The sequence below is a fragment of the Streptomyces sp. NPDC048565 genome (assembly GCF_040650935.1).
Lineage (GTDB): Bacteria > Actinomycetota > Actinomycetes > Streptomycetales > Streptomycetaceae > Streptomyces.
Genome location: NZ_JBEZIH010000001.1, coordinates 205,168 through 220,041 on the forward strand (window position 1 = coordinate 205,168; position 14,874 = coordinate 220,041).

A 14,874-nucleotide genomic window follows, 5' to 3' on the forward strand; every position below is an offset into this window, starting at 1 on the left:
GGCATCGGTACGGGTTAAGACCGACCGGTCATGACCGGGCCGCCCAGGACCTGGTCCGTCTTCCGCTACGGCGGCCCTCCCGGTGTCCCCGGCGGGCGCGCTCGGCCGGGCCGCCGTCGAGTCCGATCCAGATGCGTACCTCGGTTCCGCCGAGCACCGACCGCCCGATCCGCAGGTCACCGCCGGTGGATTCGGCGACCCTGCGGACGATGTCGAGACCGAGGCCGGTCGACCCCACCTCGCCCTGGGACCCGTTCCGCCCGCTGGCGCCCCGGGCCAGGGCGGATTCCGGATCGGGTATGCCTGGCCCGGCGTCCGACACCAGCACGAGCACCGCGTCACCGCTGTGGTGGACATCGACGGCGAAGGCCGTGCCCTCCGGGGTGTGCCGGAAGACGTTGCCGAGCAACGCGTCCAGGGCTGCGACGAGTTCGGGCCTGGCCACCGGGATCCGCACGGTGCGGTCCACGCCCGCGAGACGCACCGTGCGCCCCTCGTCCTCGGCCAGCGCCGACCAGAACCCCATGCGGTCCCGGATGACCTCGGAGGCGTCGCACCCGGCGCCCGCGCCCTGCTGCCCGCCCTGGGTCTGCGGGCGCTGCTCCCGGGCCGTACGGATGATCGTGTCGACCTCGTGCTCCAGCTGTTCGACCGCGGCCCTGGTCTGCTCGACGGCGGGACCCTCGCCCAGCGAGGCGGCGTTGAGGCGGAGCACGGTCAGCGGAGTGCGGAGCCGGTGCGAGAGGTCTGCGGCCAGTTCGCGTTCGTTGGCCAGGAGCTGCACCACCTGGTCGGCCATGGAGTTGAACGCGACCGCGGCCGATCGGAGCTCGGTGGGGCCCTCCTCGGGCACCCTGGTGCCCAGCCGCCCCTCCCCCAGGTCCTGGGCGGCGCCCGCGAGCCGCTGCGCGGGCTCCACCATCCGTACGCCGAGCCGGTCGGCCACGGCCACCGAGCCGACGATCAGCGCGACGCCCACGCCGGCGAGGACCAGCCAGGCAGTGCCGACGCCGTTGGAGACCTCGTCGGCCGGCACGAACACCTCGACGACCGCGATGCCCCCTGAGCCGAGCGCGGTGGGCTGGAGCAGCGCGGAACCGCCCGGCACATCGGTGATGGAGGCGCGGCCCGACTTCCGTACGGTCTCCAGGTCCGCTCGGGTCGCGCGCCGGGTGCCGATCTCCTGGCGGGAGCCGCCCTGTTCGGTGGCGGGTACGTGCACCGCGAGGCGGCCCCGGCCGCCCGGCTCGGTGGACAGTACGGCCCGGGTGAGCTCCTCGCGGTCGGTGGTGATGGTGAGGGTGGGCCCGATGGTGGCGGCCTGCCGCTCGGCGTCGGAGAAGGCGCGGTCACGGGCCATCTCCTTGATGACGAGCCCGAGCGGCACGGCGAAGGCGATCACGACCATCGCGGTGACGGCCAGACAGACCTTGACCAGGGCCCATCTCATCCGGTCGGCCCCGGACCACTGGTTCCCGTGGCCGGAGGTTCCAGTTTGACGCCGACTCCGCGCAGGGTGTGCAGATAGCGCGGCCTGGCGGCGGTCTCTCCCAGCTTTCGGCGCAGCCAGGAGAGATGGACGTCGATGGTCTGGTCGTCCCCGTAGGACTGCTTCCAGACCTCGGCCAGCAGCTCACGGCGCGGGACGACGACGCCGGGGCGGCCGGCGAGGAAGGCCAGCAGGTCGAATTCACGGCGGGTCAGGTCCAGTGCCGTGCCGTCCAGTTCGGCCTGGCGGCGCAGCGGGTCGATGGAGAGCCCTCCGACCTGGAGGACCCGCGGGGGCGGGGCCTGGGAGCCGGTGCCACGGGTGCGGCGCAGGACGGCCGCCATGCGGGCGGAGAGGTGCTCCACCGAGAACGGTTTGGTGAGGTAGTCGTCGGCACCGTCGTTGAGCAGCCTGACTATCTCGGCCTCGTTGTCCCGCGCGGTCGCGATGATGACGGGTACGTCGGTGATGGACCGCAGCATCTTCAGCGCCTCGGCGCCGTCGAGGTCGGGCAGCCCGAGGTCGAGGACGACCACGTCGAAGCGGAAGTGCGCGACCTCGCGCAGCGCTTCGAGGGCGGTGCCGACACTCCGTACCGTGTGCGAGGCCTCGGTCAGGTGCCGGATGAGGGCGGAACGTACGAACTGGTCGTCCTCGACCACGAGCACACTAGGCATGCGCCGCACCGTAGCCCATACGGAGGAACCGGGTCCTCTCCAGGACAGCAGCCGTGCGCGTGGTGCAGGATGTCCCCCGATGCAACGAGGATTCGTACACGCGGTCGCGTGGTCGCTCGCCACGGGTGCGGCGGTCACCCTGTCGTGGTGGGGCGTGCACACGGTCATGTCGGGAACGGCGTACGACCCTCCGCGGGCCGTACCGATCTCGGCGCGTGCCGGGCAGGCGACGAACGTGCCGGTGTCGTCATCGACGCACCGCGCACTGCCGTCGCCGAGCGCCACCGCTTCCCCGACCACACCCACGCCGTCTCCCTCGGCCTCCCGGAAGCCGTCCACCCGGGCTCCCTCCCCGGGTCGGGGCGAGGAGAAGCCGCCGGCCGATGCGGGCGATCAGGGCGATTCGACGGCTTCGGGCGAGGTGAAGAGCTACCCGACGCGCGGTGGCAGGGTCGTCCTGGAGCTGGCGGACGACTCGGCGAAGCTGGTCTCGGCGACGCCTGAACAGGGCTGGTCGATGCAGGTGTGGACGAACCCGGGGTGGATCCGGGTGGACTTCAGTGACGGGGCGGGCGCGACGGTCTCCGTGTTCTGCACCTGGAACGGCCATCCGCCGCTGGTGGAGATCGTCGACCAGTAGGCGCCTTCACGCCCCGGCCCTCAGGAGAAGGCGTCCGGCGGCGGGGCCGGGGACGGCTTGGCTCCCGCGTCGGTGACGACGGCGGCGCCTCCCGTGAAGTCGGCGAGCGCACGGCCCTGTTCGACGCGGCCCGGGTGGGGGTCGCTCGCGACCCGCCGGGTGAGCTCGGCGACCGCGATCGGCAGGTCGGAGGCGACCAGGACGGCGTTGCCGAAACGCCGGCCGCGCCAGACGGCGGGGTCGGCGGCCATGGCCAGTTCGGGGAAGAGCGAGGCGGCCGTGGCGACCTGACCGCGCAGGTGGGCGAGCGGCGGGCCGTCGGTGAGGTTCGCGGCGTACTGGCCGCCGGGCTTCAGCACCCTGCGTACCTCGGTGAGGAATTCGGCGGAGGTGAGATGCGCGGGGGTACGCGCCCCGTCGAAGACGTCGGCGACGACAAGGTCGGCCCAGCCGTCCTGGATCCTGCCGAGTCCGGCGCGGGCGTCGGCCGAACGGACCCGTATCCGCGCCTGTGGGTCCAGGGGCAGCTCGCGCCGCACCAGTTGGACGAGGGGTGTGTCGATCTCCACGATCTGCTGGGTGGAGCGGGGCCGGCTCGCGGCGAGGTACCGGGCGAGCGTGAAGGCTCCCCCGCCGAGGTGCACCGCCTGGAGGGGTCGGCCGGCGGGCGCGGCGAGGTCGATGACATGGCCGAGTCTGCGCTGGTAGGCGAACGAGAGGTACGCGGGGTCGTCCAGGTCCACATGGGACTGCGGGGCGCCGTCCAGGAGCAGCGTCCACGCACGCGCGCGCTCACGGTCGGGCACGAGCTCGGCGACGCCGCCGTCCACCGTCGCCGAGACCGGCTCCGGCCGGCGCTCGGACCGCTTCCGGTCGTTCGCGCCACGGGCCGCTCCTCGACGTGCCACGCGCGCTCGTCCTCACTCACCGGGTCCGGCCGGTTCCCTGGGAGGACCCGGCGACGGCGGGAACTCCGCCCACCTGGCCCATTATGGACTCAGCTGCGGTTGTCGGCCGCCTCGATGAGCCGGGCCGCCTGGTCGAGGGCCGCCCTCAGGACGGCCGGGTCGGTGACGGGGGCCTCGTCGGCGGGCGGCAGGAGCCAGCCGCCTCCGGTGACGGGCGGCTCGGCGGGGACGCGGAATCCGCGGCCGTCCGTCCGCGTACAGGCGCTGCCCGGCACGTCCCACGCCTCGGCCGTGCCCGAGGGCACCACGAAACCGAGGACGGCGCAGGCCCCGTCGTGCAGGACAGGGCCCACGGGATCGTTCTCCGCCGTTCTGCGCAGGATGTCCACGGCCTCCAGTCCCTGACGTGCCGGGACGGTCACCAGGTCGCACGGTGTGGTTTCCGGGCCCATCTGAGGCAAGGGAACCCCTCCTCTTCGTCTCGACTCGTCTCACGGGACGGTGCAGCGCGCCGTCTCCACATGGACCAACGCGCCTACGGCGTCAACGGCTACGGCGGCACGCCGCCGCAAAGGGTGGCAGTTCATGGCGGATCGCGGGTGAGATGTCTGATTTATAGGTAAACGCTGCGTGTGCGTCCCGTCACAGCAGGTACGTTCTTGCTCTGCCGGGACACCGGAAGCAGGAGCCCGGCCGCACAGGAGAGGGCCCCGCCATGGTGTCGACACGGGCAGTTCCCAACCTCGCCTTCCGGCGGCTGCGCGGACAGCGCTCCGCCGGGGAGTTCGCGGCAGCGGTCCGCAGGGCCGCGCGCGAGATCGGTGAACAGGTCGCGTGCGACGCCCGGTACATCGGACGCGTGGAGTCCGGCGAGATCCGCTGTCCCAACTACGCGTACGAACGGGTGTTCCTGCACATGTTCCCCGGGGCGAGCCTCGCGGACCTGGGCTTCTCGGCCCGCGAGAGCGTGCGCGGCCGGGCGGCCCGTACGGCGCCCGTCCCCACACCCCCCACGCCCCCCACGCCCGACAGTGACTTTCACGAGGAGAGCGACGTGCTGCGTCGCGTGTTCATGACCAGCGGTACCGCCACGGTGGCGGCCGCGTCCCTGGGCCTCGGCGGCCACCCGGCCGCCGCCGCCTCCCTCGCCGTCCCCGCGCAGCGCCGGGTCGGCGAGGCCGAGGTGAGTGCCGTGGAGAAGGCGGTGCGGCAGATCCGGCTGCTGGACGACCGGCACGGCGCGGACGGCCTCTACCGGCGGGCCTCCCAGCCGCTCCGGGCCGCGTACGCCCTGCTCGACTCCGGGACCACGACACGGCGCAGGACCGCGGACCGGCTGCACGCGGGCGCCGGTGAGCTGGCGATCTCGGTGGGGTGGCTGGCCCACGACTCGGGGCGGTTCGACGACGCGCGCTCCCATTACGCGGAGGCACTCGCGACGGCGCGGCTGGCCGGGGACGCCGCGCTGGAGGCGCACGCCTTCTGCAACGCGTCGTTCCTGGCCCGGGACACGGGGCGGGCGCGCGAGGCGGTCCGCGCGGCGGAGGCCGGGCAGCGGGCGGCCCGGCCGCTCGGCTCACCGCGGCTGCTGGCGCTGCTTGCACTGCGGGAAGCGGGGGCCAGGGCGTGGCTCGGGGACCGCACCGGGTGCGACCAGGCGATCGGGCGGGCGCGGGCGGCGTTCGCGCGGGGGCCGAGCGACGCGGACCCGGAGTGGATGACCTTCTTCCGGGAGGCGGAGCTGGAACTGCTGGAGGCGCAGTGCTGGTCGGCGCTGGGCGACTGGCCCCGGGCGGCCCGCCACGGGCGGCGGGCGACCCTGCTGCAGGACCCGCACTTCACCCGGAACCTCGCGCTGTACCGCGCGCAGCTCGCGGGAGACCTGGCGCGGGCGGGCACGGCCGACGAGGCGGCGGCCGTGAGCCACGAGGTGCTGGACCTGCTGGACCGGGTCCAGTCCTCGCGGATCCGCGGGATGCTGGCGAGCGCGGTACGCGTGCTTCGGCCGCGGGGTGGCCCCGAGGTGGCGGCCCTCCTCTCCCGCTACGAGGAACTCCCCCCGGACACCTGAGGTCTCCTCCGGCCCTGGCCTGGTCAGTCTTTCCGGCCCTGGCCGGCACATTCACGCCTGTCCGGCGATTGAGGACGGAACCCTGGACCTCGGTTCTGGGCCGGCTGACCATGTGAGCCTCGTAGGAGAGCGCCTCCCGGACCCCGCGCACCGGTTCCGTCCTCGAACGCCGGACGGGCTGGGTTTTGCCGGCCCGGCCGGGCTGGATTCGCCGGCCCCGGCTGGATTCGCCGGCCCGGGCCGGGTTTTTCCGGCCCCGGCCGGATATGCGCGGGGTCAGGCGCCCAGGTGGCCCGTGTCGTTCCAGCGTTCCAGGGCCGGCATCCCGTACGCCCAGCCCAGCACCGACAGGGACGTCGGCTCCAGCCGGATCCGCGCGGCGAAGGACACGTCCTCGCCCAGCCACCGCGCCCCCAGCGCCCGCAGGATGTGCCCGTGCGCGAACACCAGCACATCGCGGTCCGCGGACCGCGCCCACTCGACGACCTCGTCCGCCCTGGCCGCGAGCGCGGCCAGGGTCTCGCCCCCCGGGACCCCGTCGCGCCAGATGAGCCAGTCCGGCCGGTCCGCCTTGATCTGTGCCGGGGTCAGGCCCTCGTAATCCCCGTAGTCCCACTCCATCAGCGCGTCCCACGGCTGCGCCCGCTCACCGAATCCGGCGATCGCGCAGGTCTCGGCGGCACGGACCAGCGGACTGGTCCGTACCTCGACGCCGGGCAGGCCGCCCCACGGCTCCCGGTGCAGGCGTTCGCCGAGCAGCTTTGCGCCCTCGCGGCCGGTGTCGAGGAGGGGGATGTCGGTCCTGCCGGTGTGATTGCCCTGGACCGACCACTGTGTCTGGCCGTGCCGGGCGAGCAGGATTCGCGGTGCCATGACGGCTCTCCCTGAAAAATACGGAGATCCGAAGATCCGGGGACCCTAGGATCTGGTGGGTCCGGGACAGCGGTGTCCGGGACAGCGACGGGGGTGCCGGGCGCGGACGGCCGGCTGCCGAACCGGGCGGGCTCAGGCCCCGCTCCATCATCTCCCACACACCCCACGCGCAACCCCCGGGGCGGCGTCCGCGTCCTTACCGACACGTGACCAGCGACGGTCCGCGTGGGACGGCCCCCGAGGGGAATCAGGGCATACGACCGCCGTACGGTTGAACGCCCGCCGTCGACCGCATGAACATGGGGAGAGCAACCGGATGCCGCACGCCACCACCGGGACACCGTCCTTCGGTCACCGGCCCCGCTGGTGGACCGAGCTTCCGCTGATCGCGGTGGTGTACGGGCTGTACTCGGTGGGCCGACTGCTCGTCCACGAGAACATCCCCGCGGCCGTGGACAACGGCCTGGCGATCCTCCGCCTGGAGCAGATGCTCCACCTGAACGCGGAGCACCCTCTCAACCGGCTGCTGACCGGCCACCCCGTGCTCGGCATACCCGCCGACTTCGCCTACGCCTCCCTGCACTACGTGGCCACCCCTGCCGTCCTGATCTGGATGTTCCGGCGCCGCTCCGCCGCCTACCGGGCGGCCCGTACCTGGCTGATGACCTCCACGCTCCTCGGGCTGGTCGGCTTCACGCTGATGCCGACCTGTCCGCCCCGGCTGCTCGACGCCCACCACGGTTTCGTCGACACGATGGCGCAGTACAGCTCGTACGGGTGGTGGGGCACCGGCGCGAGCGCCCCGCGCGGGCTCAGCGGGATGACCAACCAGTACGCGGCGATGCCGAGCCTGCACGTCGGCTGGGCGGTGTGGTGCGGCGTCCTGCTGTGGCGCCACGGCCGCCACCCGCTCGTGCGGACCGTGGGCATCGTCTATCCGCTGGTCACCGTGTTCGTCGTGATGGGCACGGCGAACCACTATTTCCTCGACGCCGTGGCCGGTGCCGCCGTGATGGCCGCCGGCGCGCTGCTGACCAGGCCGTTCATGCGGCTCGCCGACCGCGTCCAGGACCGCGTGAGGGCGGTGTTCGTGCGGGTGCCCGCGCCCCCCACCCCCACGAAATCCACGATTGTCGGTGACGGATGCAAGACTTCCGCGGGTGAGCGAATACCCGGCCAGTGGACCGACTCCGCAGATTCCAGCCACGCGCGCGCCCGCTCCGCCGCCGAAGCCAGCGACGACGCTCCGGCAGCGGCTCGCTGAGCTGCGCGGCCCCGCGGTGGCGCCGCGTCCGCTCGACGCGCGCGCGCTGGCCGCGCTCGCCGCCAACCCTGGGTGCAAGCGGCGCGCCCTGCTCGACGGCGCGGGCGTCGACAAGGCCGCGCTGGCCACCGCGCTGGGCTCCCCCGCACCCTTCGGCCAGTCGCAGTTCGCTTTCGTGCGGGGCAACGCCTTCGAGGCGAAGGTCAAGGCCGACGGCGGCACGGAGCTGCTGCGCCTGCTCGTCGAGCGGCTCGGCGGCGGCGCCGACGCGCCGGCCGATGCCGTGGTGCCCGATCTGACCGCCGCAGGCCCCGAAGGCCGCGCCGCGCGTACGGCGCTGGCGCTGCGCGAGGCCACTGCGGCGGGCGGCTGGGCGCTGCTCGACCATCCGATGCTGGCCCTGGAGGTCGCGGGCTCACCCGCCTATCTGGAGCCGGACGCCGTGGTGGTGCACCCCGACGGCACCTGGACGGTCGTCGAGATCAAGTCCTTCCCGATGATCGACAGTTCGGCTGACGCGTCGAAGGTCGGTGCGGCGGCCCGCCAGTCCGCCGTCTATGTCCTGGCGCTGGAGCGGATCGCCGCGATGACCGAGGGCGCAGAGGTCGGGCACCGGATCCTGCTGGTCTGCCCGAAGGACTTCTCCAACCTCCCGACCGCCTCGGTCGTGGACGTGCGCAAGCAGCGCGCCGTCACCAGCCGCCAGCTGGCCAGGCTGACCCGGGTCGAGGACATCGCGGCGGCCCTGCCCGAAGGCGCGACCTTCGACCCGGGCTGCTCCCGCGACGAGCTGGGCACCGCGGTCGAGGCGGTCCCCGCGGCGTACGCCCCGGAGTGCCTGGCCGCGTGCGAGCTGGCGTTCCACTGCCGGGCGAAGGCCCGCGCCGATGGCGCGGTGGAATCGCTGGGCCGGAGTGTGCGGGGCGAGCTCGGCGGTCTGACGACGGTCGCCGGAGTGCTGGCCGCGGCGGCCGGCAAGGAGGGCGATCCTGCCGACCCGACGGTGGCGGCCCTGCGCAGAGCCGCCGCGCTGCGGGCCGAGGCCCTGGCCGGCGCCAAGGGCGGCGTCCCATGTCACTGATCAGCACCCTGGCCAGGCTGGAGGCGGTCGACAGCGGGCGGGCCCAGCCGCTGGCCACCGTCCGGCACCGCCATCTGACCGCTGAGCCGCTCGTGCTGGTGCCGCTGACGACCGCAGGTGAGGCGGGCGCCCCGCTCGGCGCGCTCGTGGGCACCGACCGCGCGGCGCCCACGCTGCTGGTGGTGGCCCAGCCGCGCGACCGCGATCTGCGGTTCGCGTTCCTCGCCGAGCTGGCCGAGGCGGTGCTGCCGCACATCGACGCGTACGCCGATGTGGTCGAGCCTGCCGAGCGCAGCGAGGTCGATCCCGGGACCGGCAAGAAGGTCAAGGTCGAGGTGGAGCTGTGCGCGGACGCGCCCCAGCTGATCGTGCCCAGCAGGGCGGGACTCGACTTCGTACGGCTGCTCGGGCGGTCCATGCGCTTCCGGCGTACCGCCGAGGACGACCCGGAGACGCCCTATCCGGCTCCCGCGCGTGTGCCGCTGCTCGGCCGCTGGCTGACGCACTACGGGGAGCGGGCCAGGGTGCCGGGCTCCTCGCTGCTGCTCGCCGCGACGGATCTGCTGAACCGCCACTGGGCGACCGGGCAGAGCAGCCTGGAGGACCAGCATCTCGGCGCGCTGCTCGCCTGGGTCGACCCGCCGGCCGGCGAGTCCGGCGCGGTGGCGGCGCTCCGGGCCGAGGGGGCGCGGGACCGTGCGGGTCAGCTGCTCTGCCCGCCGGCCGGCCCTGCGACGGACCCGGCGTTCGACAACAGGCTGCTGGCGCCCGCGATCGAGCGGTACGACCGGGCGCGCACGGCGCTGGCCGCCGCTGAGGACGGCATCGACGCCGACACCCGGCTCGGTGAGCTGAGCGGCGCGGAGCGGGAGATCAGGTCACTGCTCGCGGGGGTGCTGCTGCCCACCTGGGACGCCGTGTGGCGCGGGCTCGACCTGCTGCGGGAGCTGCCCGACGGGGCCAGGGCCGAGGACCGCTGGACCAGGGACCGCTGGTCGTTCACCGCGCACCGGGACCGGGTGCGGGCGGGCGAACCGCCGCAACCGCGCAGGGACGACGCGGTGACGGCCGCGCAGAAGCTGGCCTCCCGGGAGACGGCCCAGGCACAGCTGGACGCCCAGGAGGCGCTGGACGATCCGCTGGTGCTGGCGGGGCGCAGGCTGGCGGGCGAGGCGTTCGTCGGGGAGGTGACGGAGGTCGAGATGGCGTACAGCGAGTCGAAGCGGCCCTCGCCGCGTCCCCTGGTGACGGTGGTGACCGACGAGCGCCCGCAGCTCGGTGAGCGGACCAAGGTGTACCGCTCGCTGGACGGGAAGCCGCAGACGGCGGAGTTCGTGGGGTACGCCGCCGAGCCCGCCGGGTCCGGGGAGCCCGCTGCCCCCGACGCCGGGACGTTCGGTCTGGTCCTGCGGATCACCGACCGGATGGGCCGGGGCAAGGAGCCCTCGCCGGGTTCGGTGCCCGAGTCCGGCGACCGGATCGCCTGGACGCTGTTCGAGCACGACCAGCGGGGCGGGCCGAAGCTGCCCGACCCGGAGGACACCCCGTGGACCCATGGCGGCCCGCCGGGCGCCGACCGCACCACCGGACCCGCCGAGCAGCCCGATCCCGTGACCGCGGAGGACCTCCTTTGACAGCCGTTACCGACCCGGGTGCCGCGGCGGCGCTGGCGACCGACGCGATCCTCGGCGACACCCTGCGCGGTACGGCGCGCGGCATCGTGGTGGACTCCCCGCCGGGCGCGGGCAAGTCGACGCTGGTGGTGCGGGCCGCGCTGGAGCTGGCCGCCGCGGGCCGCCCGCTGATGGTGGTCGCCCAGACCAACGCCCAGGTGGACGACCTGGTGCTGCGGCTCGCCGAGAAGGCCCCCGGGCTGCCGGTGGGCCGGCTGCACAGCAGCGACTCCGATCCGTACGACAAGGCCCTGGACGACCTGGAGCACGTACGGAAGTCGGCGAAGGCGGCGGATCTGGCGGGCCTGGACATCGTGATCTCCACCGCCGCCAAGTGGGGGCACGTGAAGAACGTGGAGCCGTGGGGGCACGCCATCGTCGACGAGGCGTACCAGATGCGGTCGGACGCGCTGCTGGCGGTGGCCGGGCTGTTCGAGCGGGCGCTGTTCGTCGGGGACCCCGGCCAGCTGGACCCGTTCTCGATCGTGGGCGCCGACCAGTGGGCGGGCCTTTCGTACGACCCGTCGGCGAGCGCGGTGGCGACCCTGCTCGCGCACAATCCGGATCTGCCGCAGCACCGGCTGCCGGTGTCCTGGCGGCTGCCCGCGTCGGCGGCGCCCCTGGTGTCGGACGCGTTCTACCCGTACACACCGTTCCGCAGCGGTACGGACCACGGCGACCGGCGGCTGTCGTTCGGCGTGCCGTCGGACGGGTCGGGCCCTGACCGGGTGCTGGACGAGGCGGCCGAGTCCGGCTGGGGGCTGCTGGAGCTCCCGGCCAGGCACACCCCACGCACGGACCCCGAGGCGGTCGGTGCGGTGGCCCTTGTGGTGCGCAGGCTGCTGGACAGGGGCGGCGCGGCGACGAGCGAGCGCGGCCCCGACCCGGTGCCGGTCACGGCGGAGCGGGTCGCGGTCGGCACGGCCCACCGCGACCAGGCCGCCGCGGTGCGGGCGGCGCTCGCGGAGCTGGGTGTGACGGGCGTGGCGGTGGACACGGCGAACCGGCTCCAGGGCCGCGAGTTCGATGTGACCGTGGTCCTGCACCCGCTGTCGGGCCGCCCTGACGCCACGGCGTTCCATCTGGAGACGGGCCGGCTGTGCGTCCTGGCCTCGCGGCACAGGCACGCGTGCGTCGTGGTGTGCAGGGCGGGGGTGGCCGACCTGCTGGACGAGCACCCGTCGACGGAGCCGGTCCAGCTGGGCGTGACGGTGAAATTCCCGGACGGCTGGGAGGCGAACCACGCGGTCCTGGCCCACCTCGCCGAGCATCGCGTGCATTGGGCGCCCTGATCCTGGGCAGCGCTCTTGTGCGGGGCTGGACAATGGAAGGTGGCCGTCCGGTCGACCGGCCGACATTCCGGCCGTCCGTCCGAGGAAGGAAGAACACCTCATGGCACAACCCGAGCGGAACGAGCGGCAGCGGCTGCGTCCCGCACCGCTGCTCTTCGAGCCGTCGGAGGCGGCGGCCGACCCGGAGCACTTCTTCGACCTGGAGTCGATGGAGGATCCGGGAGAACTGCTGGCCCGCGCGACGGAGCTGACGCTCGCCTTCAGAGCGGCGACCGACCGGGCCGTGGAGTTCCAGGCCGTGGCCGCCGCCCAGCTCGCCGATCCGCGCCGGTTCGACCGGCTCACACCCGCGGACATAGCCGAGCGCGCGGAGTGGACCGAGGACTACGCCAAGAAGATGATCGAGTTCGGCCGGTCCCTGCTGAACGAATCCACGCCCTGACACCGCACGGCCGTCCGTGACCACGGGTACACCTCTGGCATATGCCGCCGGGCAAGATACTCCGCCGGGGCCCTCCCTGTCCGGCTTTCGGCAACTCTGGGGAACGGCAGCGTCACGGCCGGTAGACATGACGACATGAGCGCATGGCTGAAAGACGAAACGACCCTGCGGACCGCTGTCGCCCCGCACCACGGTGTCGATATCTTCGCCCTGCTGCGGGACCGCACCGACGACAGGGCCGCCGAGGTCACGGCGTCGGGTGCCGCATGGCTCGTGGGCGCTTCGCCCTATCCCCGCAGCACGCTCTCGCAGTGGGAGGCGCGCCCCGGCTCCCCCGGTGTGCTGCCGTGCGGCTCCTCCTTCGACGTCGTGAACGTGCCCGCACTCTTCGGCAGGCGCATGCTGGAGCAGCTCTGGACGGAGGGGCCGGGTTCGGGCCCCGTGGCCACGCACCGGGGGCGGATGATGCTCTTCGCCTCCCCGGGCACGGCCCAGCGGCTGCCGTCCCTCATGTCGTGGGAGGAGTGGGGCGCGGGCTGCCCCGAAAGCCCCCATGGGCACCGGGGCACCCTGCCGCCGGTGCTCTGTCACGGCACGGGGGACGCGGTCACCGTCCCGCCCCTGACCGGCGGAAGAAGCGCCGGTGTGCCTCGCTGGGTGGTCGCCCCCGACACCCGTAACCCCTGGCTCCCCGGACCCGATGTGCTGCTGTGGGCGTGTGTGCGGGTGGGCAGGTCGGCGGCCCCGTCGACCACCGGTCATTCGATTTTTCCTCCCGCCGATCCGGGTGCTAATGTCTACGACGTCACCAGGCGCCGTTAGCTCAGTTGGTTAGAGCAGCTGACTCTTAATCAGCGGGTCCGGGGTTCGAGTCCCTGACGGCGCACCGACGGAAGAAGCCCCCTCGCGAGAGCGAGGGGGCTTCTTCGTGTGCGCGGGCGGTCAGGTACCGGTGGCGATCCGGACGGTCCAGGCGCCCGACGGGGTGCGGTCGGCGACGTCGATGCGGACGCGTTCACCGGGCACCGTGTAGCGCTCGCCCTCCCGGAGCGGGGCGTCGGCCAGCGGCGGGTAGACCGACCGGTCCCAGCAGGCGTCGGAGTCGGGGTGGGTGTCCAGCACCTCGACCGGGCCGCCGCCGGACGGTGTCCCGTTGCGGATGCGGTAGACGAGCACACCCTCGGTGCAGGTCGTCCGGTCGTTGCCAGTGGAGCTGCGGGCCTCGATGGCCAGCGCGCTGTCCGCGCCGGTCCTGATCACCGCGAGCCGGGTCCCGAGGGACGCGCCCGGCTTCGGCACCTCGGCCATGGGTTCCAGGGTGAGCTCGGCGGCGCCCTGGACGCACACGACCTCCTCGCCCTCCAGCCAGCCGAGCTTCCACTTGTGCCAGCCGAAGAAGTCGGGGGACAGTCCGAACTGGCTGCCCATCACGTCCCAGTCGCCGACGTAGGTGTCCCAGTCACCCTTCCCGTCCTCCGGACGGTGGTAGAGGTCCGCCAGGTCGAAGACGTGCCCGGTCTCGTGCGCGAGGACGTTACGGTCCGGCGGGTGCTGCTCGAAGACGGTGACCACGCGCCTGATGTCGGTGCCGTCGGCGCGCACCGGGCGGTCGAAGTTGACGACCTTGGTGGCGTCGGAGTCGACGCCTGGGGCGTCCGGGTCGGCGACGAGGTAGACGATGTCGTACGCGGAGAAGTCGGTCTGCTCGTCGGCGGCGTCGATCGCGTCGCGCAGATAGGCGCTGCGGCGCTCGGATCCCCAGTCGCGCTGTATCCCGTACCAGGTGGAGGGGTGGGGCATCGCGGTCCACCGCTGCTGCGGGTGGGGGCGCAGGATGAACTTCCCGTACGAGGCGCGCTGGTAGAAGCGGGTGGTGGAGGGGAAGTAGTCGGCGGCGAGCACCCTGGGGGACACGACGGGCTCGGAGTCGGGGAACGAGAGGAAGACCATGACCGCGTCGAGGGCGTGGGCGGGGCGCGGGTAGGCGCCGTTCCAGGTGTCGAGGCCGAGGGAGTGGTGCGCGCCGGTCCTGGGCAGGGCGCACGGTCCCGCGTCGCGCGTCACGGCCACGGCGGGCCCGGCGACGAGCCCGATCGCGGCGAGCGCCAGAAGGGCGGTGAGGGCGGCCGCGGCCCTGCGCGGTCCCGACCGTCTCCCCGCTCCCCCGGGCCTGCGCTGACGCGGCACATCTACCTCCGGTGGCGAATGCGGGACCTGCCCTTCACCCTCTGCCGCTTCGACGCCTTACGCCCTGTTGTGCTGCCCCACACGGGTCAGTGGGAGCCGGCCGGTCATCCGGGATACATACGGCTTCCCTCACGGAGGGTCACAATCGCTCACCCGCAAAGCCGGAATCAACCAGATCGGCGCAAAATTGATCATCCATGACCAAAATGCATGCGGATGCCGCGCTCGGGGGAACCGTGAGGCAGACAGAGCCATGCGCATGCCGCCCGTCCGCAAT

At 73.3% G+C, this 14,874-nt stretch carries 14 protein-coding genes and 1 tRNA gene; 9 read left to right on the forward strand and 6 right to left on the reverse strand.

Annotated features, from left to right (window positions below; translation table 11 throughout):
- Window positions 1-28: 28 nt before the first annotated feature.
- A complete protein-coding gene (locus tag AB0C75_RS00880; RefSeq protein ID WP_362885745.1) occupies window positions 29-1,450 on the reverse strand; it encodes a HAMP domain-containing sensor histidine kinase in 1,422 nt (473 codons plus the stop codon).
- Window positions 1,447-2,166: a response regulator transcription factor gene (locus tag AB0C75_RS00885; protein WP_362885746.1), complete on the reverse strand. Its 720-nt coding sequence runs from the start codon at window positions 2,164-2,166 to the stop codon at window positions 1,447-1,449. The genes AB0C75_RS00880 and AB0C75_RS00885 overlap by 4 nt, the downstream gene beginning before the upstream one ends.
- Window positions 2,167-2,245: 79 nt before the next feature.
- Between AB0C75_RS00885 and AB0C75_RS00890 the strand changes: the two genes are divergently transcribed.
- Complete coding sequence (locus AB0C75_RS00890; protein WP_362885748.1) at window positions 2,246-2,806, forward strand: hypothetical protein; 561 nt, start codon at window positions 2,246-2,248, stop codon at window positions 2,804-2,806.
- Window positions 2,807-2,826: 20 nt separating this feature from the next.
- Here the strand turns inward: AB0C75_RS00890 and AB0C75_RS00895 are convergent, their stop codons facing one another.
- Together AB0C75_RS00895 and AB0C75_RS00900 are read right to left on the reverse strand one after the other, a co-directional pair.
- Window positions 2,827-3,714 carry a fused MFS/spermidine synthase gene (locus AB0C75_RS00895; protein WP_362885750.1) on the reverse strand — a complete coding sequence of 296 codons (888 nt, stop codon included), beginning with the start codon at window positions 3,712-3,714 and terminating at the stop codon, window positions 2,827-2,829.
- A gap of 89 nt (window positions 3,715-3,803) precedes the next feature.
- The gene (locus AB0C75_RS00900) at window positions 3,804-4,166 is read right to left on the reverse strand and encodes a hypothetical protein (protein ID WP_362886144.1); all 363 of its coding nucleotides are present in this window, start codon (window positions 4,164-4,166) and stop codon (window positions 3,804-3,806) included.
- Window positions 4,167-4,429: 263 nt separating this feature from the next.
- Between AB0C75_RS00900 and AB0C75_RS00905 the strand changes: the two genes are divergently transcribed.
- Window positions 4,430-5,785 carry a tetratricopeptide repeat protein gene (locus AB0C75_RS00905; RefSeq protein ID WP_362885752.1) on the forward strand — a complete coding sequence of 452 codons (1,356 nt, stop codon included), beginning with the start codon at window positions 4,430-4,432 and terminating at the stop codon, window positions 5,783-5,785.
- A gap of 276 nt (window positions 5,786-6,061) precedes the next feature.
- Here the strand turns inward: AB0C75_RS00905 and AB0C75_RS00910 are convergent, their stop codons facing one another.
- Window positions 6,062-6,658: a histidine phosphatase family protein gene (locus AB0C75_RS00910; protein WP_362885753.1), complete on the reverse strand. Its 597-nt coding sequence runs from the start codon at window positions 6,656-6,658 to the stop codon at window positions 6,062-6,064.
- A gap of 316 nt (window positions 6,659-6,974) precedes the next feature.
- On the opposite strand from AB0C75_RS00910, the gene AB0C75_RS00915 reads away from it, so the two are divergent.
- From AB0C75_RS00915 to AB0C75_RS00945, 7 genes are all read left to right on the forward strand, one after another.
- Window positions 6,975-7,922: a phosphatase PAP2 family protein gene (locus AB0C75_RS00915; protein WP_362885755.1), complete on the forward strand. Its 948-nt coding sequence runs from the start codon at window positions 6,975-6,977 to the stop codon at window positions 7,920-7,922.
- Window positions 7,819-9,003: a hypothetical protein gene (locus AB0C75_RS00920; RefSeq protein WP_362885757.1), complete on the forward strand. Its 1,185-nt coding sequence runs from the start codon at window positions 7,819-7,821 to the stop codon at window positions 9,001-9,003. Before AB0C75_RS00915 ends, AB0C75_RS00920 begins: the two co-directional genes overlap by 104 nt.
- Window positions 8,994-10,637 (forward strand): hypothetical protein, encoded by a 1,644-nt coding sequence (locus AB0C75_RS00925; RefSeq protein WP_362885759.1) that lies wholly within the window; start codon window positions 8,994-8,996, stop codon window positions 10,635-10,637. The genes AB0C75_RS00920 and AB0C75_RS00925 overlap by 10 nt, the downstream gene beginning before the upstream one ends.
- Window positions 10,634-11,968 carry an AAA domain-containing protein gene (locus tag AB0C75_RS00930; RefSeq protein WP_362885761.1) on the forward strand — a complete coding sequence of 445 codons (1,335 nt, stop codon included), beginning with the start codon at window positions 10,634-10,636 and terminating at the stop codon, window positions 11,966-11,968. The genes AB0C75_RS00925 and AB0C75_RS00930 overlap by 4 nt, the downstream gene beginning before the upstream one ends.
- A 100-nt stretch (window positions 11,969-12,068) precedes the next feature.
- On the forward strand, window positions 12,069-12,410 hold the full coding sequence (locus tag AB0C75_RS00935; RefSeq protein ID WP_362885762.1) for a hypothetical protein: 342 nt from the start codon (window positions 12,069-12,071) through the stop codon (window positions 12,408-12,410).
- A 135-nt stretch (window positions 12,411-12,545) separates the two neighbouring features.
- Window positions 12,546-13,232, forward strand: coding sequence for a hypothetical protein (locus AB0C75_RS00940; protein WP_362885764.1), 687 nt, complete (start codon window positions 12,546-12,548; stop codon window positions 13,230-13,232).
- Window positions 13,223-13,296: transfer RNA gene (locus tag AB0C75_RS00945), tRNA-Lys, on the forward strand. The genes AB0C75_RS00940 and AB0C75_RS00945 overlap by 10 nt, the downstream gene beginning before the upstream one ends.
- 56 nt (window positions 13,297-13,352) lie before the next feature.
- Here AB0C75_RS00945 and AB0C75_RS00950 read toward each other — a convergent pair.
- On the reverse strand, window positions 13,353-14,597 hold the full coding sequence (locus AB0C75_RS00950; protein ID WP_362885765.1) for a M6 family metalloprotease domain-containing protein: 1,245 nt from the start codon (window positions 14,595-14,597) through the stop codon (window positions 13,353-13,355).
- Between the last annotated feature and the right edge of the window lie 277 nt (window positions 14,598-14,874).